This window comes from Brevibacterium sp. ACRRH, assembly GCF_022346365.1.
Taxonomy (GTDB): domain Bacteria; phylum Actinomycetota; class Actinomycetes; order Actinomycetales; family Brevibacteriaceae; genus Brevibacterium; species Brevibacterium paucivorans.
Window position 1 is genome coordinate 69109 of sequence record NZ_JAKRMN010000003.1, and the last position, 21155, is coordinate 90263.

Annotated in this window: 27 protein-coding genes; 5 read left to right on the forward strand and 22 right to left on the reverse strand. The window is 57.0% G+C overall.

The features are described from left to right. Positions 1-17: 17 nt before the first annotated feature. The 3 genes from MHX53_RS03895 to MHX53_RS03905 are packed head-to-tail and all read left to right on the forward strand — an operon-like array spanning position 18 to position 2763. The gene (locus MHX53_RS03895) at positions 18-536 is read left to right on the forward strand and encodes a hypothetical protein (RefSeq protein WP_239271355.1); all 519 of its coding nucleotides are present in this window, start codon (positions 18-20) and stop codon (positions 534-536) included. Next, positions 533-1681: a hypothetical protein gene (locus tag MHX53_RS03900; protein WP_239271356.1), complete on the forward strand. Its 1149-nt coding sequence runs from the start codon at positions 533-535 to the stop codon at positions 1679-1681. The genes MHX53_RS03895 and MHX53_RS03900 overlap by 4 nt, the downstream gene beginning before the upstream one ends. Beyond that, the gene (locus tag MHX53_RS03905; RefSeq protein ID WP_239271357.1) at positions 1678-2763 is read left to right on the forward strand and encodes a hypothetical protein; all 1086 of its coding nucleotides are present in this window, start codon (positions 1678-1680) and stop codon (positions 2761-2763) included. The genes MHX53_RS03900 and MHX53_RS03905 overlap by 4 nt, the downstream gene beginning before the upstream one ends. A 69-nt stretch (positions 2764-2832) precedes the next feature. On the opposite strand, the gene rplQ is transcribed toward MHX53_RS03905, so the two are convergent. The 6 genes from rplQ to infA all read right to left on the reverse strand — a co-directional run bounded on the left by rplQ (position 2833) and on the right by infA (position 5905). After that, a complete protein-coding gene (gene rplQ / locus MHX53_RS03910) occupies positions 2833-3435 on the reverse strand; it encodes a 50S ribosomal protein L17 (protein WP_239271358.1) in 603 nt (200 codons plus the stop codon). Between the two features lie 21 nt (positions 3436-3456). Further along, entirely contained in the window at positions 3457-4455 is a 999-nt protein-coding gene (locus MHX53_RS03915) for a DNA-directed RNA polymerase subunit alpha (protein ID WP_204515554.1), read from the reverse strand. A gap of 88 nt (positions 4456-4543) precedes the next feature. Further along, positions 4544-4945, reverse strand: a complete 402-nt coding sequence (rpsK, locus tag MHX53_RS03920; protein WP_102238577.1) for a 30S ribosomal protein S11 — start codon at positions 4943-4945, stop codon at positions 4544-4546. A gap of 27 nt (positions 4946-4972) precedes the next feature. Beyond that, entirely contained in the window at positions 4973-5341 is a 369-nt protein-coding gene (gene rpsM / locus MHX53_RS03925) for a 30S ribosomal protein S13 (protein WP_102238576.1), read from the reverse strand. A gap of 163 nt (positions 5342-5504) precedes the next feature. Beyond that, the gene (gene rpmJ / locus MHX53_RS03930) at positions 5505-5618 is read right to left on the reverse strand and encodes a 50S ribosomal protein L36 (RefSeq protein WP_239271359.1); all 114 of its coding nucleotides are present in this window, start codon (positions 5616-5618) and stop codon (positions 5505-5507) included. 65 nt (positions 5619-5683) lie between these two features. Beyond that, complete coding sequence (infA, locus tag MHX53_RS03935; RefSeq protein ID WP_019159374.1) at positions 5684-5905, reverse strand: translation initiation factor IF-1; 222 nt, start codon at positions 5903-5905, stop codon at positions 5684-5686. Between the two features lie 187 nt (positions 5906-6092). Here infA and MHX53_RS03940 point away from each other — a divergent pair, with 187 nt between their 5' ends. After that, a complete protein-coding gene (locus MHX53_RS03940; RefSeq protein WP_239271360.1) occupies positions 6093-7067 on the forward strand; it encodes a C2 family cysteine protease in 975 nt (324 codons plus the stop codon). A 117-nt stretch (positions 7068-7184) separates the two neighbouring features. On the opposite strand, the gene MHX53_RS03945 is transcribed toward MHX53_RS03940, so the two are convergent. The 7 genes from MHX53_RS03945 to MHX53_RS03975 all read right to left on the reverse strand — a co-directional run bounded on the left by MHX53_RS03945 (position 7185) and on the right by MHX53_RS03975 (position 16612). Continuing rightward, the gene (locus tag MHX53_RS03945) at positions 7185-9398 is read right to left on the reverse strand and encodes an LPXTG cell wall anchor domain-containing protein (RefSeq protein ID WP_204515552.1); all 2214 of its coding nucleotides are present in this window, start codon (positions 9396-9398) and stop codon (positions 7185-7187) included. Positions 9399-9567: 169 nt separating this feature from the next. Then, positions 9568-10026, reverse strand: coding sequence for an META domain-containing protein (locus MHX53_RS03950; RefSeq protein WP_204515551.1), 459 nt, complete (start codon positions 10024-10026; stop codon positions 9568-9570). A 33-nt stretch (positions 10027-10059) separates the two neighbouring features. Beyond that, positions 10060-12897, reverse strand: a complete 2838-nt coding sequence (locus MHX53_RS03955; RefSeq protein ID WP_239271361.1) for an alpha/beta hydrolase — start codon at positions 12895-12897, stop codon at positions 10060-10062. A gap of 90 nt (positions 12898-12987) precedes the next feature. Next, positions 12988-13812: a type I methionyl aminopeptidase gene (map, locus tag MHX53_RS03960; protein ID WP_239271362.1), complete on the reverse strand. Its 825-nt coding sequence runs from the start codon at positions 13810-13812 to the stop codon at positions 12988-12990. Beyond that, the gene (locus MHX53_RS03965; protein ID WP_180965321.1) at positions 13812-14375 is read right to left on the reverse strand and encodes an adenylate kinase; all 564 of its coding nucleotides are present in this window, start codon (positions 14373-14375) and stop codon (positions 13812-13814) included. Before MHX53_RS03965 ends, map begins: the two co-directional genes overlap by 1 nt. A 20-nt stretch (positions 14376-14395) precedes the next feature. Then, a complete protein-coding gene (gene secY, locus MHX53_RS03970) occupies positions 14396-15697 on the reverse strand; it encodes a preprotein translocase subunit SecY (RefSeq protein WP_102238570.1) in 1302 nt (433 codons plus the stop codon). A 162-nt stretch (positions 15698-15859) separates the two neighbouring features. Then, the gene (locus MHX53_RS03975) at positions 15860-16612 is read right to left on the reverse strand and encodes a hypothetical protein (RefSeq protein ID WP_239271363.1); all 753 of its coding nucleotides are present in this window, start codon (positions 16610-16612) and stop codon (positions 15860-15862) included. Between the two features lie 182 nt (positions 16613-16794). Here MHX53_RS03975 and MHX53_RS03980 point away from each other — a divergent pair, with 182 nt between their 5' ends. Next, positions 16795-17019 carry a hypothetical protein gene (locus MHX53_RS03980; protein ID WP_239271364.1) on the forward strand — a complete coding sequence of 75 codons (225 nt, stop codon included), beginning with the start codon at positions 16795-16797 and terminating at the stop codon, positions 17017-17019. Positions 17020-17141: 122 nt separating this feature from the next. Here the strand turns inward: MHX53_RS03980 and rplO are convergent, their stop codons facing one another. The 9 genes from rplO to rplN all read right to left on the reverse strand — a co-directional run bounded on the left by rplO (position 17142) and on the right by rplN (position 21129). After that, positions 17142-17594: a 50S ribosomal protein L15 gene (gene rplO / locus MHX53_RS03985; protein ID WP_102238567.1), complete on the reverse strand. Its 453-nt coding sequence runs from the start codon at positions 17592-17594 to the stop codon at positions 17142-17144. Position 17595: 1 nt separating this feature from the next. After that, complete coding sequence (gene rpmD, locus MHX53_RS03990; RefSeq protein WP_102238566.1) at positions 17596-17778, reverse strand: 50S ribosomal protein L30; 183 nt, start codon at positions 17776-17778, stop codon at positions 17596-17598. Then, entirely contained in the window at positions 17778-18422 is a 645-nt protein-coding gene (rpsE, locus tag MHX53_RS03995; RefSeq protein WP_102238565.1) for a 30S ribosomal protein S5, read from the reverse strand. The genes rpmD and rpsE overlap by 1 nt, the downstream gene beginning before the upstream one ends. Beyond that, a complete protein-coding gene (rplR, locus tag MHX53_RS04000; protein ID WP_102238564.1) occupies positions 18419-18799 on the reverse strand; it encodes a 50S ribosomal protein L18 in 381 nt (126 codons plus the stop codon). The genes rpsE and rplR overlap by 4 nt, the downstream gene beginning before the upstream one ends. Before the next feature lie 2 nt (positions 18800-18801). Next, the gene (gene rplF / locus MHX53_RS04005; protein ID WP_102238563.1) at positions 18802-19338 is read right to left on the reverse strand and encodes a 50S ribosomal protein L6; all 537 of its coding nucleotides are present in this window, start codon (positions 19336-19338) and stop codon (positions 18802-18804) included. 17 nt (positions 19339-19355) lie between these two features. Further along, on the reverse strand, positions 19356-19754 hold the full coding sequence (rpsH, locus tag MHX53_RS04010) for a 30S ribosomal protein S8 (protein ID WP_102238562.1): 399 nt from the start codon (positions 19752-19754) through the stop codon (positions 19356-19358). 66 nt (positions 19755-19820) lie between these two features. After that, positions 19821-20393 (reverse strand): 50S ribosomal protein L5, encoded by a 573-nt coding sequence (gene rplE / locus MHX53_RS04015; protein WP_102238561.1) that lies wholly within the window; start codon positions 20391-20393, stop codon positions 19821-19823. Continuing rightward, a complete protein-coding gene (gene rplX, locus MHX53_RS04020) occupies positions 20393-20758 on the reverse strand; it encodes a 50S ribosomal protein L24 (protein ID WP_102238560.1) in 366 nt (121 codons plus the stop codon). The genes rplE and rplX overlap by 1 nt, the downstream gene beginning before the upstream one ends. A 2-nt stretch (positions 20759-20760) precedes the next feature. Then, positions 20761-21129 (reverse strand): 50S ribosomal protein L14, encoded by a 369-nt coding sequence (rplN, locus tag MHX53_RS04025; RefSeq protein ID WP_005881521.1) that lies wholly within the window; start codon positions 21127-21129, stop codon positions 20761-20763. Positions 21130-21155: the final 26 nt, after the last annotated feature.

Consider the following 21155-nt stretch of genomic DNA (forward strand, 5'->3'; position numbering starts at 1 on the left):
CAGCAACAGGAGCACACATGCGTACACGCGACTTTTCGCAAACCCCACCGCAGGGGCAGGGCAACGCTCTGTTCTTGGGGTGCAACGAGTACCGGACGGTCTTGGACATGTTCGATCAGGTGCGCCGCTGGACCAAACTGGCCCGCGCCCTCAAGCACGCCCCCGGCTACCTGTGGCACCGCAGTTACTACGAGTTCCCCAAGCGGATCGGCCTGGTTGTGGTGTTTCAATCCCGCGATGACCTCATGCGGTTTGCCCGCACGCAGGAGCACCACGAAATCATGCACTGGCTGGTGGGCAAAGGCGACAAATCCCCAGCTAAAGGCGGGTTTATCCGCGTTTACGAGGCCAACGAATGGGGGTACTCCAACGGCATCTTCCGCGCCGAGGACGGCCGCACCGGCATGATCGACCGCTTTACCCAGCTCCCCGGCGAAAAATCGACCTCCAGCACGGAACTTCCCGGCGCCTCTGCCGGCGCCGCCGCCTCGCGCGCCGTCGCCACCTCGCCCAGCGCCAGCACCCAACTCCCATGATCACAGTCGAACAGGTGGAAACGCGCGCTCAGTTGCGTGAGTTCTGCGCGGTTCCAGCGTGGATGACCCCCGCCGAAGTCGCCTCCCGGGTCCCGCTGTTACGTTCCGACATGGTGGCGTGGCACCGGGGCAAGTCATGGTTTCCCAGCCCGGTGACGTTGTTGCTGGCCCGCGACACGCATGGCACGGTCGTGGGCCGGTGTACTGTGCATGCGCACCCCGATATGGACGCGAAACTCGGCTCCCCCACCCTGCTGTTTGGGGCCCTGGAGTTCGCGCACCGGGATGCGTTCGAAGCGCTCATGGCCGAGGTAGACGAGCACGCCGCCCGCACCGGCAAGACGCACATCATGGGACCCGTTTCGCTACTGCCCAACGAGACCGGTGGCGTTGTTGTCGCCGGCCATGAACACCCGGGGTTCTTTGACTCCGCCTGGAACTCACCCATGGTGTCCCACGCGTTCGAGACCAGCGGCTTCACCCCGTTCAGCGGCGGCCGCACATGGGAGGTCGACCTGGGTAATGTGCCGGCAAAGCGGGCTACGGCGCCCGCGCCACAAGAATTCGCCGAGGTGGGAGTCGAGTTACTGAGTCCCGGCCGGTTGGGTGTGAGGAAGGTTTTAAACCGCGTGTTGCCCACGCTCAACGAAGCGTTCGACTCGCTCCCCTACTACACGCCCATTTCCACAGAGCAGTTCGCCTCACAGACCAGTGGCCTGGAGTTGCTCATGGACCCCGGACTGATCGTGGCGGCCCAAGAAGTGGAAGCAGAAAACTCCACCCCTGTCGCCGGGTTCATCCTCACTGTCCCCGACCCCGTCGAGCATCTTCGCGCAACCAACGGCGCCCTCTCCCCCACCTTCGCCGCGCGGCTACTACGGCAACGCTTGTTACCGCAACGCCTAACGACCTCGGCGAAGGACGCAGTCCTCATCATCCAGGGCTCCCGCCCGTCCGTACAGGGGCGCGGAGTCGTGTCGCTCCTAGCGCGCCAGCTGTTTTCGACACTGATCCAGAAGAACTACCGCCGACTTAGAATTACGTTTATAGGCGAGGACAACCCCGGCTCCGAGGCAATCCCGCGCAAAGCCGGCGGCCACCCGCTCAACGACATCCGATTCTTCCTCCGAAAGGTGTACACGTGAGCTTCTCTGAGGCCACTTTCGACCGCGTTTTCGCAACCGCCGGCTGGGCGCCCAGCGCACACAACACGCAACCGTGGGTGCCTCAAGTGAGTTCGTTGGCACAGTCGCACGCCTCCCTTACCGTGCGCGTCGACCCCGAGCGCACGCTCCCCGTGACCGACCCACACGCCATGGACCTCGGCCTCTCCCTGGGCTGCTGGGTTGAGGCGGCTAACATCGCTCTGGGTGCAGAAGGCGCGCGCATTGAGCAGGTCCGCGTTCTGGGTGAGGGGCACGGTATCTGGTTGGAGTTGGACGTCGCCGAGGTGGGCGCGGGCAGCGCGACTGGCCCGTCCCTGGGCGCGGGCGCGGGTACGCATGAAACTGACAGCGGGGCCGGTTTTGAACCCGCCGAGGTGTTAAACCGTCAGGTGGACCGTGGCAAGTTAGTGCCACGCACCGACCGTCTGGAGGAGGCACTCGCCCAGTTCGCTCAGACCAACTTCGCGTACACCTCGGGCCCTATTGCCAGCGCGCAGATCCCCGAGTCCATCTGGAGCGACGCCTCCCGGTACGCGCAGGCGGCGGCGCTGTCACCTCGGGAAGCATTGGACGAAACCCTGGAATGGCTACGCCTCGACGACACCGACCCGCGCTACTACCAGGACGGGCTCACCGCGGAGACGTTACGGATCCCGCGGGCAGTGGCGCGCACAGGGGCCCGACTCATCAAGGCCGGAAGCGACACACTTTTGAACACGGTGTCCCGCACCGGCGTGTGGAGCACCATGCTGCCCACGTTCGCTTCACGCAAGGCACCCGACCGGCTGGTGTTGGCGTTGCACCGCGATCACGCGTCGCAGGTGAGCGCAGAAGAGTGGGTGCAGGCCGGCCGCGACCTACTACGACTGTGGCTGATTCTTGCGCGAAACGGGCTCCGGGTCGCCGTTGAGTCTCAGCTTAAGGACACGCCTTTGTCCGCTGCCATGCTGTGCGATGTTTTACGGCGCACCGACCCGCACGGCAACTTTGTTCCGTTTGCCGTGTTTTCTGTGGGTGAGTCCGCGGGCGAGGTTCCCAAGTCGCACCGCTTGGTGGAGTAAAACTTTAAACGGACCTGCAAAGCAAAAGCCCGTCCACCAAACGGTGAACGGGCTCTTGCCACAGAAACCTTACTTGGTTTCTTCCTCAGCCTTTTCGTCTGCTTCTTCAGCAGCGTCGTCAGCCTTGTCCTGTGCTTCTTCGTCAGCTTCAGCCTGTGCTTCGTCTTCCTGAGCACCGGAGTCAACGTCAGCAGGAGCTTCAGCCTTCGCCTCAGCAGCTTCGTCGACTTTCTCTTCAGCTACGTCAGCTTCTTCGGCAGCAGCGGTTTCAGCAACTGCTTCGGCTTCCTTGACGGTCTTTTCCTTAGGTGAGTAAGGCTCAAGAACCAGTTCAATGACAGCCATTGGAGCGTTGTCACCGCGGCGAGGACCGATCTTGGTGATGCGGGTGTATCCACCTGGGCGCTCAGCAACAGCAGGAGCGATCGAGGTGAACAGTTCGTGCACGATTCCCTTGTCGGAAATCGAAGCAAGAACGCGACGGCGCGACGCGAGGTCGCCACGCTTTGCGAACGTGATGAGACGTTCAGCAACGGGGCGCAGGCGCTTTGCCTTGGTCACCGTGGTGGTCACTGACTTGTTTTCAAAGAGCTGGGCTGCCAAGTTGTTCAGCAACGCCCGCTCGTGCGCCGGGGAACCTCCCAGACGGGGTCCCTTAGTAGGGGTAGGCATGGATATTTCTCCTTGGAATTCTTAGAACTGTTCGTCCTCAACGAACGATTCGTCTGAGTCGAGGTTAGCTTCGCCGAATCCGTTCGGGCTGTCCTTGAGGCTCAGGTTCAGTTCATTAAGTTTCTGCTTGACTTCGTCGATGGACTTCGAACCGAAGTTACGGATGTCCATGAGGTCAGCTTCGCTACGAGCAACCAGTTCACCAACAGTGTGGATACCTTCGCGCTTGAGGCAGTTGTACGAACGAACCGTCAGATCGAGGTCTTCGATCGCAAGCGCCAAGTCAGCTGCCAGAGCAGCGTCAACTGGCGACGGTCCAATGTCGATACCTTCTGCTTCCACGTTGAGTTCGCGAGCGAGACCGAACAGTTCGACAAGAGTCTTACCGGCCGATGCAACTGCGTCACGTGGCAGAATCGATGGTTTGGTTTCCACGTCGATGATCAGGCGGTCGAAGTCAGTGCGCTGTTCAACACGCGTAGCTTCAACCTTGTAGGTGACCTTCAGCACGGGCGAGTAGATCGAGTCGACAGGAATACGACCGATTTCCGCGTCCGCGTTCTTGTTCTGCGCTGCAGAAACGTATCCGCGTCCGCGTTCGATCGTCAGTTCAATGTCGAGCTGACCTTCGTCATTCAGCGTGGCGATGTGCAGGTCCGGGTTGTGGACCTCTACACCGCCAGGCGCAGAAATGTCGGCGGCCGTGACTTCGCCAGGGCCCTGCTTGCGCAGGTAGGCGACGACAGGCTCGTCGAATTCCGAGGAGACGACCAGTGACTTGAGGTTCAAGATGAACTCGGTGACGTCTTCCTTAACTCCAGGCACGGTTGAGAACTCGTGCAGGACACCGTCCACCCGGATGCTTGTGACAGAAGCGCCAGGGATTGAGGACAGCAGGGTGCGACGAAGTGAGTTACCGAGGGTGTAACCGAAACCTGGTTCAAGAGGTTCAATGATGAATCGTGAACGGTAGTCGGATACGACCTCTTCGTTAAGCGTGGGGCGTTGTGCAATTAGCACGTTGGCTTCCTTTCAGCGAGCAACCGCTATTTGACGCTCGCATTGCACTCAGTGGAGGGATTTACTCGTGACGCAACCTGTTAGGGAATTAGCCGCGACGACGCTTTGGAGGGCGGCAACCGTTGTGTGGAACTGGGGTGACATCCTGGATGGTTCCCAGTTCCAGACCAGCAGCCTGGAGCGAACGAATCGCGGTTTCACGACCAGAACCCGGCCCCTTAACAAAAACGTCTACCTTCTTCAGGCCGTGCTCTTGAGCGCGACGAGCAGCAGACTCAGCAGCCATCTGAGCTGCGTAAGGGGTGGACTTACGGGATCCCTTGAAGCCAACCTCACCTGAGGAAGCCCATGAGATCACAGCGCCCGTTGGGTCAGTGATCGAAACGATGGTGTTGTTAAAAGTAGACTTGATGTGCGCCTGGCCATTGACAACGCTCTTCTTGACCTTGCGACGCGTAGAACGCGCGGCTGCGCGTGACTTGGGTGGCATGTGTGAAAACTCCTTACGAAAACCTGATTACTTCTTCTTACCGGCCACGGTGCGCTTTGGTCCCTTGCGGGTACGCGCGTTGGTCTTGGTGCGCTGACCACGCACTGGAAGTCCGCGGCGGTGGCGGAGGCCTTCGTAGCTACCGATTTCCACCTTGCGGCGAATGTCGGCGGCAACCTCACGGCGGAGGTCACCTTCTACTTTGAAAGTACCTTCGATGTAGTCGCGCAGCTGCACGAGTTCATCGTCAGTCAGGTCCTTCACACGGGTGTCCGGGCTTACCCCGGTCTCCGTCAGGGTCTGGCTCGCACGAGTGCGGCCCACACCATAAATGTATGTCAAGGCGACTTCCACACGCTTTTCGCGTGGGAGGTCGACTCCGGCAAGACGTGCCATATTTGCGGTTCTCCTGTAGTTGATCAGAGGTACTTACTCAGACCTGTTCCCTTTCGGGTCCCCGGCCCCTGAACCGAGGGTGTCGTCCCGCTTGCGCGGGGGGCGAGGCCTGCTTGGGTGTGGGTTCGCCTGCTAAGCAGTGCGAATCCGTGATCTGCGTTGATCAGCCCTGACGCTGCTTGTGGCGCGGGTTGGTGCAGATAACCATCACGCGGCTGTTGCGGCGGATGACTTTGCAGTTTTCGCAGATCTTCTTGACGCTGGGCTTAACCTTCATCGCTATTCCTTCATATCGGCAACAGCACAGTGATGCGCTCTTACCGAGTAGTCGAAAAGATCTTTTTACTTGTAGCGGTAAACAATTCGTCCACGCGACAGGTCGTATGGAGACAGCTCCACTACGACACGGTCTTCGGGAAGAATACGGATGTAGTGCTGGCGCATCTTTCCAGAGATGTGAGCGAGCACCTTGTGACCGTTCGTCAGCTCAACCCGAAACGATGCGTTCGGAAGCGCTTCAACAACGGTCCCTTCGATCTCAATGACCCCTTCTTTTTTGGCCATATCGTTCGCTAACCCCATTTTCCCGCGGATAATCCGCGTATTGAATGAGAACCCAAAGCATGAGTTCTTTTACCGCGGCCTGTGCCATGAGCCAAATAAACGTAGACTCCGCTATTATCTAGCGAAGTAGCTTGTTTTTGAGCGCACGACAGCCATAGACCAATTGAACACTTTACATGGAATCCCTATGCTGTTCAAGTTTAAATACTCCACTTGGAAGCCAAATCACAGTACACTTTGCCATGCGATAGCAGAGCTGGAAGAAATCCACTCACTCGCCAACCTCCACGGGCTCGCGTCAGTCAGGGCCGACCTCGGGAACCTCAACACCCTCCTCACCTCCAAGCGGGCGGCGAGCGCACGACTGGTCCGGCACATCCACACCCGCAAACCGGAACTTGCCTACCTTTTGGAATACCTCCCCGCCGTTGAGCCACGATTCCGCGGCCCCGCCATCAGCGAGCGCGCAACTCTGAACGACGGCATCACCCAGGTGCGTCAAGGCAGGCTGGGCGACTGTTGGCTTGTCGCCACACTAGCTGCGTGCGAAAATGCCAAACCCGGTTTCACCTCGGGTCTCATCGAACACAACGCCTATAACACCCACACCAGCACCGTGCGCCTCCACTACCCCAGACTCCGCAAAGTCGCCGTAACCCACAGGGTTCCGCGCCGCCACCGAGCAGGCGACAACCACCTCGGCGCCAACAACGCCAGCCTGGTCGAAAAAGCGGTCGCCACCCTGGTCCACTCGTATGTGCGCATCCAGTTCAACTTCGCAGGAACCGCACTGTGGCTTCTCACCGGTTCGTGGTGCCCGGCACGGCCGGTCCCCCGCGACCTCGGCGTTGTGCGGGGCTGGTTGGACAGCGGGCGTCCCGTGGTTGCGTCAACGCTCATCCACCGCCGAGGTGCCCGTCGCCTTCCGCGTGAAGACGACCCTGACCGATGGGTGGGTGTGATGGCGGGGCACGTGTACGTTGTTCGCGGAGTCCTGCGGTGTGATGAGGACGGCCACACTGGTGCCGATGAGCCGTGGCGGGTTCACGTACACAACCCACTAGGTGGTGCGGAAGGGGAACCCAGGCGCACCGACCTTTATCTTTCTGCCGCGCAGTTCAGGCGCGCGTTCTTGAGCGTCAATGTAGGGCCGGTTCTGTAAGTTGCGCGCCCGCGCTGAGAGAGGTCGCGCGTGCGTTTGGTGAATATATAAGAGGTGGGAAGAACTTGTCTTCCCACCTCTTATATGTGCGCATGTGCGCGGCTTATGTGTGTGGCATTACGCCTTACGACGGCGCGAAGCCACAACCAAACCAGCACCAACTGCAACCATTCCCACTGCTACACCTGCAGTGATAAGAGCAGACGTACCCGTGCGAGGTAGTACGTTGTTGCCCTTGCCGTTGTTGTCGTTGCTTGGCTTAGTGTCGTTGTTGCCGGACTTGTCGTTGCTTGGCTTGTCATTCTTGTCGCCAGGCTTGTTGTCGTTGTTGTTGTCGTTCTTGTCGCCAGGCTTGGCATCGTCGTTACCGTTGTCGCCAGGCTTAGCGTTTTCGTCAACAACTTCGAATCCGCCCGTCAGTTCAGACTCGTCGAACTTTGCGATCACCGAGTACTTACCGAGGAAGCCTTCGCGAGGACCGGACTCACCCCATACGCGGGCGACAGCTACGCCGTTTTCATCCGCATCACCGGTGGTTTCACGAACAACTTCGCCACCCGACTTGGTCTGGAACGTGACCTTAGTTCCTGGCTTGAGACCCTTGACCGTGTATGTAACACCAACGTTTTCGTCCTTCTCACCGTCACCGGCGAACTTGTCAACGTCGATGCTTTCAGGGTCAACCGTCAGCTTAGGCTCAGTAGCTTCGGTTGGCTTCTCCGAAGGTTCCTGGGTTGGTTTCTGCGTAGGCTTCTGAGTTGGCGTCTGCGAAGGCTTCTCCGAAGGCTTCTGTGTAGGTTCCTGCGTGGGCTTCTGGGTCGGCTTCTGTGAAGGCTTCTGCGTAGGTTCCTGCGAAGGCTTCTGGCTCGGTTTCTGCGTAGGCTCCTCAGTTGGCTTCTGCGAAGGTTCCTGAGTTGGTTCCTGCGTCGGCTTGTCTGAAGCCTTGGTCACCGTGTACGAAAGTGCCAGAGGCAGGGAGACTTCATACTTGGTGTGCAGGAAGAGGTTACCGGTAGCCTTGTCGCCTGCTTTACCTGGGGCCTTAAATGACCACTTGCCGTCCTTCACAGTTACTGGAACCTCGGTGCCATCTTCGAGCACGAAGGTACCCTCTGTGAACATCGAGTCGGCTTTGCCGCTCAGGCTTCCACCTTCTTCAACCTTCGTGGAAACTGGTTCAGCTGCAGCTTTTCCGCCCTTTGGCAGTCCCTTAGGAGCAGACTTGGCGGCAGCCTTCGCTCCTTCGAATCCAGGCTCCTTTTCCACGAGAACGCGAGACCCGTCACCAATTTGGTCGAGGTCGTTGCGAAGGTCAGAGAACCACGCGTAGTTTCCGTCTGCTGTATTTGCGTAGGCGGAGAAGACACCGGCCGCGCCACCGTCTTGAGTGATGACCGGTCCACCTGAGTCTCCAGGCTGACCTTCCAAGTACCCGCCAAAGCCCTTAACCATACGGCCCTGAACATTGAACCAGCCGGTTGCAAGGACCTTTCCTGAGTGGTAGCCGGTGGTGCGTCCCGATCGCGCAACCGTGTCGCCGATCTTGGCATCCTTGACCTTCTGAACCGGAATACTGTCGGCAACCAGGTCAGATGGGTTGGTCCATTTGGTGACTCGTGGATAGACACCGTCGTGCTTGGTCAGGTCGTAGATGCCGAAGTCAATGTACTTCTGCCCATTTGGGAATTCTGTTGTGTTGCCCGGCAAGTTTTTGTCCGGATCAATCTGTCCAGGGGCACCCATCTGGAACTTCTTGAGCTTACCTTGCACCTGGTCGTTCGGAGTCTCGAATTCGCCACCCGCTGCAAGCGACTGCGTGGGGTCAGCCCAGTGCAATTTTGTGGCTGTTCCAGGTGTCATGTTGTCACCTACAGCAATGTTGGCTGCGGTGCAGTGACCAGCAGTTGAAATCTGCGGTGAGAACTTCTTTGAAAGCAACGCAAAACCGGTCGAACAGATAGCCGATTCCGTTTGCGCGTCATTCGACAAGATGGTGGGGTGTCCTCCGACTACCTGACCACCAGAAGCAAATGATGCAGGCTTTTCGAGCTCAACAACTTTGACGTTCTTGTGGCTACGAATGAACTTTTCAGAGTCTTTGTTGAGTTTGTCGCCTTTGACTTTGAAGACGAGAACCTTTCCGTCTTCACCCTGGGCATAACCCTTTACTTTGGAGTCTTTCGCAAGCTTGTCACCGTTCGTTTCGAACTGTGCGCCCGCTACTGCGGCCTCGGAAGCAAATGATGCTGTTCCTGTTGTAGCGACGCCGGCGAATCCAATAGCCAGAACGGCACCAACCGAAAACAGTCGCTTAGAAGGCGTTACACCCATAGGGTTTTCTCCACATCTATATCGATCAGTATTTTATGTGCGCACCACTCGATGCTTTTGTTGGACCAGTTCATGGTGTCATGTAAGTCACTGAGAGAAAACTTGAGTTCATTTTGTTCACGAAATGACTTTCACAATGCCAAGGTCATTTGCGATCAAGTGCGTTACTTTACGAGCGGAACAGCTTTCCAACTTCCTTACCGCTGTGGTCCTTCACCGTCATCTGAGTGTCGTCGAATTCCACTTCGCGCCCATGGGCCAACCACTCATCGACACCTGGGCAACCGCGCGCCGTGGTGGCGTAGTCCTCGAGTCGTGCAGCGTTGCGATCCGGGTTACTGTTCATTGTGTATTGGGTGACTATCCCGTTACAACCAGTCGTTCCTTCGACTCGCCCATCGTCATGGAATTCTAGAAACGCTCCACTCTTGTCGCGTGCTTCCCATCGTCCTAAGATCCGTGTCTGGTTGGTGTCTGGGGTTCCTTCAGCTCCTTGCGTCTCCCCGGTTCCACCAAACTGATTGCTTCCGCTACCCTGCGAGCAACCCACTAAAAGTAAAACGCTTGAAATCAGTACGGCCCATACCCCACGCATTTTCGCCCCTAACGCATCAATGGACCCAAGCATATCGCTTGGGTCCACTGACTGTTTTAACTATTTTTACTGTTGCCTGCGCTTGCGTGCAACAACGACTGCACCTGCACCAGTTGCAACCAGGATCAGAGCAATTCCTGCTTGGAATCCAAGTTCAGTACCAGTGCGTGGCATTGAGCCGTTGGCGTTGGAATCCTTAGATCCCTTGCCGTCGCCCTTATCGGAGCCACCGTCGGACGAACCGCCCTTATCGGAGCCGCCCTTTTCAGAACCGCCTTTGTCGGAACCGTCCTTACCGTCGCCTTCATCAGAGGAACCGCCCTTGTCGGACGAGCCATCCTTGCCGTTGTCGACGTTTCCACCGGTTTCAGGCTCTTCTTCCTTAGGCTTTTCCTTCTTCATGATTTCAAGGTCGCGTGTGGCAAGAACCTTGCCCTTGGCGTCCACCAGTGAAACCTTGACGTTTCCTGGTTCCAGGCTTTCAGGAAGGGTGAAGGTGCCGGCACCGTTACCACCGTTGTCAGACTTCGCGGTCGCAACCGTTTCGTCACCCACACGGACGCTGTACTCAGCTTCCGAAGTGTAGTGGCCAAACATGAAGCCGATCTTTTCACCAGCGTGTGCCTTCGACGTCGAGGTTGAGAACGACGATTCGCGGAACGTTTCAACCTTGCAGCGGGTGTTAAACGTAACGGTGTTGCCCAGGTCGTCCTTGGCGGTGTCCGGCTTCTTGAGCTTGGCACCAAAGTCACCGTCTTCTGGAACAGTGCCCTTCTTGAAGAAGTCGTTCACAGTTTCGTCAACACACATCTTCTCTTCTTCACCAGAGATGAACGAGGTGTGCGAAGCTCCCGAAACGCTCAGCAGGGTTCCGTCGATCAGACGTGCAAGCTTCACACCCGAGTCGTACGGGGTAGCCGAGTCGTGGGATGTCGAGATAACCAGAGTGTTCGGAACCTTGGTCAGCTTTTCAGGGCCAGGCAGGGTTCCCTTGAACTTCCAGAAGTCACAGTAGTCGTACACACCAGGAGCTACGGTTGCAGCCTGGAACGGAGCAGCGTCGTCATACGCCTGGGCGAAACGACGAAGCAGGTCCTTCGACGGTTCGTCACCCTTCGAGTTCGAGTCGGTGCATCGAATGTTGGTGAACGCCTGCAGCATTGGTGCGTAGTGACCGTTTTCGTCACGGTCCATGTACTGGTCAGCCAGGATCATCAGACCACCGGCAGATTTTCCGGCCTTCAGTTCGTTCAGAGCGACGTTGAGCTGCGACCACAGGGATTCGGAGTACAGGGCCTGGAATACACCCTGACGTCCGTCAGCAAAAGACACCATACGGTTGTCGTTTGGCTGTCCGGTTGGCAGACCCTTACCGTCGTTCGCAGTTTCCAATGTCTGCAGGAGTTTAGCGTTAGCTTCAGTGAGCTTCTTGGTGTCGGTAATTCCGTCGCCAAGAGCACATGCGAACGGCTGGTCAGCAAGATCTGAGCCCGCAAACTCTGGCCAGAGCTCACCGTAGGTCTTCTTTTCTGCACCCTTTTCTGAGCAGTCCAGTGCGAACTGTTCGAACGTGCCCTGGAATCCGGCACCCTGCGCAATCGTGTCTTTCTGGTCGTCGGTGAAGTCCGAGTCGTCAACAGGAGCCTTGGCCGTGACCTTCTTGGTGAGGTAGCGGTCAGAGCGCTGGTTGACTTGCTTCAGAGACTCGATCGCAGCTTTGTCTACGTTGCCCGGGTCAACAACACCGTCGAGAACCAACTTCCCAACGTTCGCGCCGTACTTCTGCGCGTACACGTAACCAAGGCGCGTTCCGTAGGAGAATCCCACGTAGTTCAGTTTGTCGTCACCGGTGATAGAGCGGAGCAGGTCCAGGTCACCAACAGCGTCCCAGGTTCCCAGGTGCTTCATGACGTCTTCCTGAGTAGCCTTACCCAGGTCGAAGAGCTTTCCTGTGTTGCTGAAGCAGTCGTCCGTGTAACGCTTCGCACGGTTGTTCAGGTCTTCTTCCGCTGCGTCGCGGTCCATTCCGAACGAGTTGGACTCACGGTCCTTGTCGACCTGCTTGTCGGACGAGCACTGTGAGAACGGCATCGAGGAACCAGTTCCGCGTGGGTCGAAACCGATCATGTCGAAGTCTTCAGCCAATTCTGGGTCAAACTTGGCGCCGGCGACCGACATGGTCATACCGGAGCCACCTGGGCCACCTGGGTTCCACATGACCGAACCCTTGGCCTTCGTTGGCGTGAATTTGCCGTCTTTATCAAGCTTCCCCGACTTGACCTTCATGACCGCAATAGCGATGTTGCCCTTGCTGGCGTCCTTCACATCGATGGGCGCGATCATGTAGCCACATTCGGCCTTACGCCCAACGACATCCTCGTAAGTCCTGTAGCCCAGTGCTTCACAGTTTTCGGGCGAGAAGTCGACCTTCTGGTTGTAGAACTTCTCGAGTCCAGGCGCGATGTTTCCGGCACCTTTGCCGCCTTCGACTGGTTCGGTGATCTTGTACTTGCCGTCACCGTCGGCGTCAAACATCTTCTTGGCGAGCTCTGGGTAGTACTTGTCCAGAGCGTCTTCGGCTGGTTCTTCACCTTCGCCAACGGGGGCTGGCTGTTCTTCTGCGCCTTCTGCGTCAGCGTCGGTGGGGGTTTCGGTTGGTTCCGCGTCCGAGGTGGCTTCAGGTGCCGCCGTTTCCTCCGGGGCGCGGGGTTCGGCGATTTCCTGTGCTTCTTCCGAGGCGGCAGGGGTCTGTGCAGCTTCCGTTGCCGAATCTTGCGTCGGTGCATCTTCGGTGGGCTGTGCCTGCGCGGGGAACGCACCCATGGTTACTGCGAGGGACAAGGACGAAATAAAGGCGAAGGCGCCGACACCGCGCCTCCGCCGTTGCAATTGATGTTGTGTCATGGGTTTGATCTTAAGACACTCTGATCAATCTATGTGAACCTCGTCACTACTTTTTTAAAATTTTTCGCCCGAGGTGTTTTATACCCGCTTTCATTCAGAAAGTGGCACAGGGGTAACGCCATAGGGCGCCAGTCGTGCTTCTCCCCCGTCGGGTTCGGTCAAAACCCAGATACCGTTCTGGTGCATTGCGACCGTGTTCTCCCAGTGCGCGGCACGCGAACCGTCATTAGTTATGACCGTCCATTCGTCATCCAGTGTGGTGTTCGCCTGATCACCGCGCACCACAATTGGCTCGATACAGATGACCATTCCAGGGCGAACCCGGGGGCCACGGTTCTTCGCCCCGTAGTTAAGAACCTCGGGCTCCATGTGCATTTGCGTGCCAATTCCATGGCCAGTGAAATCTTCCACAACGGACAGGTCAGGGGCCACATCCATGATGTAGCCCTCAATTGCGGCACCGACGTCGCCGACCCGCTTAGCGGAAGCAAACGCAGCGATACCCGCCCACATAGATTCCTCGGTCACATCAGACAAACGCTGGTCAGCAGGATTCCCGCCATCGCCCACGATCGTGGTGAAGGCGTTGTCACCATGCCAACCGTTCACAATCGCGCCACCGTCAATCGAAACGAGGTCGCCTTCGCGAATCACCCGATCACCGGGGATCCCGTGAACAATCTCTTCGTTCACTGAAACACAGACAGTCGCAGGGTAACCGTAGTACCCCAAGAAGTTGGAGGTGGCCCCAGCGTCAGCGATCGCTTGAGCGGAAGCCGCATCAACCTCGGCGGTGGTAACCCCCGGAACCAAAACCGAACGGGCGGCTTCCAGAGCCGCCCGCGATACGAGCCCAGCTTTCCGCATGAGCGCGATTTCTTTGTCCGATTTCAGTTCCACTTTGGAACCGAACATTACACTCCTAATGCTTTGAGAACGCGGTCGGTGACCTCGTCGATTTCACCCAGACCGTCAACCTTGCGCAACAGTCCACGCTCTTCATAGATGTCTGTGAGCGGCTGAGTCTGTTCTACGTAGACGTCCAGACGGTGACGAATCACTTCTTCAGTGTCGTCGGCGCGCTTCTCGATCTGAGCGCGAGCCAACAGACGCGCCACGATTTCGTCAGTGTCAGCAGTCAGCTCAACAACGTGGTCCAGTTCTTGCGAGGACTCCTTGAGCATGCGGTCCAGCTCGTGAACCTGCGCTTCGGTACGTGGGTAACCGTCGAGCATGAACCCATTTGCCGTGTCGTCCTGGTTGAGACGGTCCTGCACCATGGAGTTCGTCACCTCGTCGGGAACGTACTCGCCAGCGTCCATGTAGCGCTTAGCTGTCTTGCCCAACTCAGTTTCGTTCTTGACGTTGGCACGGAAGATGTCACCCGTCGAAATAGCGGGAATGCCCAGCTTTTCACTCAAACGAGCAGCCTGAGTTCCTTTTCCTGCCCCAGGGGGACCAATCAAAATGATGCGCATGCTTTAGCTACCTTTCTGAACTACCTGAGCAAACCTTCGTAGTGACGCTGTTGCATCTGGCTGTTGATCTGCTTAACGGTTTCAAGACCAACACCCACCACAATCAGAATCGACGTTCCACCGAACGGGAAGTCCTGGTTTGCGTCGATCAAGATCAACGCGATGAGCGGGATCAATGCAACCACGGTCAAATACAGCGAACCGGGGAACGTGATACGCGTCAGGACGAAGCTCAAGTACTGCTCCGTGGGCCGTCCCGCACGAATACCCGGAATGAATCCACCGTACTTCTTCATGTTGTCGGCGACTTCTTCTGGGTTGAAGGTAATCGCAACATAGAAGTAAGCGAAGAAGATCGTGAGCACAGCGTACGTCACAATGTAGATCCAGTGGTCACCGCGCGTGAGGTGAGCGTTAATCCACTGCACCCACCCGGCTTCCGGGTCGCCGAACTGAGCAATCAACGTTGGCAAGTAGAGAACCGAGGAAGCGAAGATGACCGGGATAACACCAGCCTGGTTGACTTTGATTGGAATGTAGGTGGAAGTACCACCGAACATGCGGCGTCCAACCATGCGCTTTGCGTACTGAACGGGGATGCGACGCTGTGATTGCTCAACGAAAACAACGGCCAGGATGACCAGCAGACCAACAGCCAAAACGATCGCAAAGATGTCGATACCCTTCGAGGTCAGGATCGAGTTCAGAGCGGCAGGGAATCCAGCAGCCACCGAGGTGAAAATCAGGATCGACATACCGTTACCCACACCGCGTTCGGTGATCTGTTCACCCATCCACATGATGAGTGCGGTACCGGCGGTCAGCGTCAGAACAATAATGCAGATTCCCCACCACGAGTCATTTGCAATCAGGTTCATACATGCGTCCACGTTGCCGAACAGGGCACCGGTGCGAACAGTGGTCACCAAGGTGGTGGCGTTCAGAATCGCCAAGGCAATGGTCATGTAACGGGTGTACTGGGTGAGCTTAGCCTGCCCAGAAGCGCCTTCTTTGTGGAGCGCTTCGAACCGAGGGATCACTACGCGCAGAAGCTGCGTAATAATGCTGGCCGTAATGTACGGCATGATTCCCAAGGCAAAGATCGAAAGCTTGAGGAGCGCACCACCACTAAACAGGTTGATGAGCCCGAATGCGCCTTGACCAAGAGCGGGCGAAGCAACACAGGTTTGCACCTGCGAATAGTCAATACCAGGCGCGGGAATGAAGCTTCCGAGCCGGAACAAAACGATTACCCCAAGGGTAAAGAGGAGTTTGTTTCTCAAGTCAGGCGTACGAAAGGCCCGCCCAATTGCGCCGAGCAAGAGTCCTCCAAAATAGTGGCCACGGTTCGCACCGTGGCGCAGAAGTCCGATTACAGTACCAGAGCACTTTATCAGTAAGTCGGGCAATGACTGTAACGCGAACGTTAACTTTTACCGAGAACGCGCAAGCACCCTTACCTATACGGTGCATGCGCCCCCTGTTCAACTGTCGCGGTACTCGATCAGCTCAGCGCTAGGCACCATACGTGCCACAGCCTTTTCTGCGTCACGCAATGCGACTCTATGCAATTCCGAGAGCGCCTTCATGAGTTTTGCTTGCACGACTGCCAAGTTGGGGCCCGTCGTCACTTCGTCGGGTAGAGACGGTAACCGGAACCCCAACATTGAGGCGGTAAAGAACACGTCGTAATACTTCGACGACGAAACCCCGCTCGATGACCGGTATGAGCGTTCAAGCTCTGAAACCTGCGTGCTCACACCTTCTATCACTTGCACCTTTTCACTCACGCCATACGCACGCTCGACAAGTTCTTGTGCCTGGCACTGTGAAACTGGATGGAGCGTTGTCGCCGTAGCCCAAGCATCGTGCGGCAACTCCACAAACGGCAACACTTCATGCGAACGGTCCACAACACCCAGCAATGCTCCAGACCGCAACTTCCCATACCCGTGGTGTTCAGCAATATAAACCAACTTGTCGCGGCAGGTGCGGGACACCTCGGGAACCTGATACAACAACAGCGACAACGTTCCGTCATACACTGGCGGAACCGCGGCCGGCGAGACCTGCAGAAAGTTCGCCTCAACGTGGGGTGCCAACGACACCACCGCAAACTTGCCACGCTTTTCCGCTTGCATCGCACCACGCGACACCATGCGCCCGATCTGATTTCGCACCGAAGATTCGGAATACCCCCGCTCCCCCAGCATCGCCACGATTACAGGTATCGGCAAAGCGCAAGCCCACAAGCTACCGAAAACCGAAACAACGTCGAATCCGGGTCTAGTGATCCTGTATCTATTTGCCACATTTTCTCCGTGAAACGGGAGGAATTTCTTGTGAGTTCTTGGTCACAATACCATCAGTGTGGAGTAACACCCCTACTTCTCTCACCTACCCAACACAGGAGTTGAACATGCAAGCAGAGTCAGTCCGCAAACTTGCCAACGGCGCCCGCGCATTCATTTCAGCACTCGCCGCAATGAGCATCGCCGTCATCATCACATGCATCGCTTTCGGAATTGCGGCACTCCCCGTGCCAAACATCCTGGTATGGATGGCCTTTTTCGGACTGCTCGCATTTTCGTGCACATTCATCGCCGCGTACATCACATACTCACTCAGCAAACCCAAGGCATGACCCCCGCCGAGGTGTCACCCACCTCGGGCGTTGAGGGCCACTTCCGCTGAGGACAGTTCTCCTGGAGGCGGGCAAAGAAAAATGGGGAGGAACCGAAGTTCCTCCCCATTCCTATTCATTCATCACAAGCTGGTAGCCGAGCCACCTGCCGCAGCGATCTTGTCAGCTGCCGACTTTGAGAACTTGTGTGCCGTGATGTCGAGCTTCACGGTGATTTCACCAGTGCCCAAAACCTTCACCGGCTGCTTAGCGCGTACAGCACCCTTAGCAACCAAGTCGTCAACAGTCACCGTTCCACCTTCAGGGAACAGCTGCGACAACTTGTCGAGGTTCACGACCTGGTATTCAACCTTGTTCGGGTTCTTGAAACCACGCAGTTTAGGAAGACGCATGTGCAGTGGCGTCTGGCCACCTTCAAAGCGCTCCGGAACCTGGTAGCGTGCCTTCGTACCTTTAGTACCGCGACCCGCAGTCTTACCCTTCGATGCTTCACCGCGACCCACACGAGTCTTAGCGGTCTTCGCACCGGGAGCCGGACGCAGATCGTGGAGCTTCAGTGCCTTGTTGTCGGCCATATCAGTCCACCTCTTCGACCGTTACAAGGTGGCTAACGGTGTTCACCATGCCACGGATCTCCGGACGGTCTTCCTTCACGACGGTGTCGTGCAGTTTACGAAGACCAAGCGTACGAAGCGTCTGGCGCTGGTTTTCCTTGCCACCAATCTTTGACTTCACCTGGGTAATCTTGAGCTTTGCCATTAGGAAGCAGCTCCCTTCTGCGCCGCAACAAGCAGAGCGTGAGGAGCAACCTCGTCAACAGGCAGGCCACGACGAGCAGCAACTTCCTCAGGACGTTCCAGCTGCTTCAGAGCCGCAATCGTTGCGTGAACAATGTTGATCGCGTTAGCCGAACCCAGCGACTTCGACAGAATGTCGTGGATACCGACACAGTCGAGGACCGCGCGGACAGGACCACCGGCGATAACACCGGTACCAGGAGCCGCAGGGCGCAACAGAACTACACCGGCAGCGTCTTCACCCTGAACAGGGTGAGGAATGGTCTTCTGGATGCGAGGCACGCGGAAGAAGTTCTTCTTCGCTTCCTCAACACCCTTAGCAATAGCGGCAGGAACTTCCTTCGCCTTGCCGTAGCCAACACCAACCATGCCATCGCCATCACCGACGACCACAAGAGCCGTGAAGGAGAAACGACGTCCACCCTTCACAACCTTGGACACACGGTTAATGGTGACAACGTGCTCGATGAACTGGTTCTTGTCGTCACGGTCGCCACGGTTACCGCGACGTCCGCCACCCTCGCCACGACCTCGGCCGCGACCGCGTTCGTCAGACTTGTTGTTCTGCTCAGCCTGTTCTTGCTGATTCTTGTTTTCTTCGCTCACAGGTTCAGCCCTCCTTCACGTGCACCTTCAGCAACTGCTGCGACACGTCCGTGGTAAGCGTTACCACCACGGTCGAACACAACAGCTTCGATGCCGGCGGCCTTGGAGCGTTCAGCGACGAGCTCGCCTACCTTGCGCGCCTTAGCAGTCTTGTCCTCGGACATTGCACGCACGTCTGCTTCCATGGTGGAAGCAGATGCGAGGGTCTTGCCTTCGACATCGTCGATAACCTGAACAAACATGTGGCGAGCCGAACGCGTCACGGAAAGACGTGGACGAACAGAAGTACCCGACACAGATTTGCGCAGACGGTTGTGGCGACGGGCACGCGCAGCGGCCTTGCCCTTGCCATAGCTTTGCTTCTTTCCAAAGGCCATGGTTACTTACCAGCCTTTCCAACCTTGCGGCGAACAACTTCGCCGGCGTAGCGGATTCCCTTACCCTTGTACGGTTCAGGCTTACGCAACTTACGGATGTTAGCCGCAACCTCGCCAACCAGCTGCTTGTCGATTCCGTTGACGCTCAGCTTGTTCTGACCGTCAACCTTGAATTCGATACCTGCAGGAGGTTCAACGGTGATCGAGTGGCTGTAACCCAGATTGAACTCCAGGTTCTTACCCTTTGCCTGAACACGGTAACCGGTACCAACGATTTCGAGGTTCTTTGAGTAACCTTCGGTGACACCAACGATGTTGTTCTGGATCAGGGAACGAGTAAGACCGTGCAACGAACGGTTTTCACGCTCGTCGTCAGGACGGCTCACAGTAATCTCAGCGTCATCCAAGCTGACCTTGATTGGTTCAGCCACAGTGAGCGCGAGTTCACCCTTAGGTCCCTTAACCGAGACGTTCTGGCCGTCAACTTTCACCTCGACGCCGGACGGAACGGAGATGGGCCGTTTGCCAATACGTGACATCTGCTATCTCTCCTTTCCTACCAAACGTAGGCGAGGACTTCCCCGCCCACGCCCTTCTTTGCGGCTTGCTTGTCAGTCAAGAGGCCCGAGGACGTTGACAGGATTGCGATTCCCAGTCCACCAAGGACCTTAGGAAGTGCGGTGCTCTTTGCGTACACACGAAGACCTGGCTTCGAAACACGCTTGATACCGGCAATCGAACGTTCACGGTTCGGACCAAACTTGAGGTCGAGCTGGAGGCTCTTTCCAACCTGAGCGTCTTCGACGCGGTAGTCAGCGATGTAACCTTCAGCCTTAAGAATTTCGGCGATGTTTGACTTCAGCTTGCTGTAAGGCATGCTGACGTCCTCGTGGTACGCCGAGTTTGCGTTACGCAGACGTGTCAACATGTCTGCGATCGGATCGGTCATTGTCATTGGGCTTGTGCCCTTCCTCGTTGGGGTTTCTACGCGTGTGAACGCGCAGACCTACAACGTAGTAGTTCAGTTTGCTTTGAAGGGGAAGCCGAGGTGCTTAAGCAGCGCACGGCCCTCGTCGTCGTTCTTTGCTGTGGTTACGACGGTGATGTCCATACCACGAACGCGGTCGATTGAATCCTGATCGATTTCGTGGAACATCGACTGTTCGGTCAGACCGAACGTGTAGTTACCATTTCCATCGAACTGGCGGTCCGAAAGACCGCGGAAGTCACGAATACGTGGCAGGGCCAGCGAAACTACGCGGTCCAGGAATTCCCACATACGAGCTCCACGCATGGTTACGTGAGCACCGATGGGCTGTCCTTCACGCAGCTTGAACTGCGCGATCGACTTCTTAGCGCGAGTCACAACAGGCTTCTGACCCGTGATCATGGTGAGGTCACGGATTGCACCTTCGATGAGCTTCGAGTCGCGTGCCGCGTCTCCAACACCCATGTTGACAACAACCTTGGTGAGCGTTGGAACCTGCATGGGGTTTGCGTACGAGAATTCGTCCTGAAGTTTCTGGACGATTTCGTCGCGGTACACCTGCTTCAGACGTGGCAACGGACGGCTTGACACAGTTGCTTCTGTCATCAGATGTCCTCCCCAGTACGACGTGAGTAGCGGATGCGAACAGTCTTGGTGCGACCGTCGCGTTCGACCTTCTCTTCGCGGAAGCCCACGCGAGTCGGCTTGTTGTCCTTAGGGTCAACGAGCATGACGTTCGACGCGTGAATCGGTGCTTCCTGGATTTCGATTCCACCAGCGGTAGCGCCGGTTGCGGTCTGTGCTGGCTTCTTGTGCTTGGTGACGCGGTTGACTCCTTCTACCAGAACGCGGTTCTGCTCAGGGAAAACCTTGAGAACCTTGCCCTGCTTGCCACGGTCTCCACCGCGGGACTGGCGTGCACCGGAAATAACCTGAACCAGGTCACCCTTCTTGATGTACATCTTCGGCATACTCACAACACCTCCGGAGCAAGCGAAACGATCTTCATGAACTTCTTGTCGCGAAGTTCACGGCCAACTGGCCCGAAGATACGTGTTCCACGAGGCTCGCCGTCGTTCTTCAGAATGACGGCTGCGTTTTCGTCGAAGCTGATGTATGAACCGTCTGGACGACGGCGTTCCTTACGTGTGCGGACGACTACTGCCTTGACGACATCGCCCTTCTTGACGTTTCCACCGGGGATAGCGTCCTTCACGGTTGCAACGATGGTGTCACCGATGCCCGCGTAACGACGTCCAGATCCTCCGAGGATGCGGATTGCGAGGATTTCCTTCGCACCCGTGTTGTCAGCGACTTTGAGTCGCGACTCCTGCTGAATCACTGATTCTCTCCTGTCGTCTCGTCGGT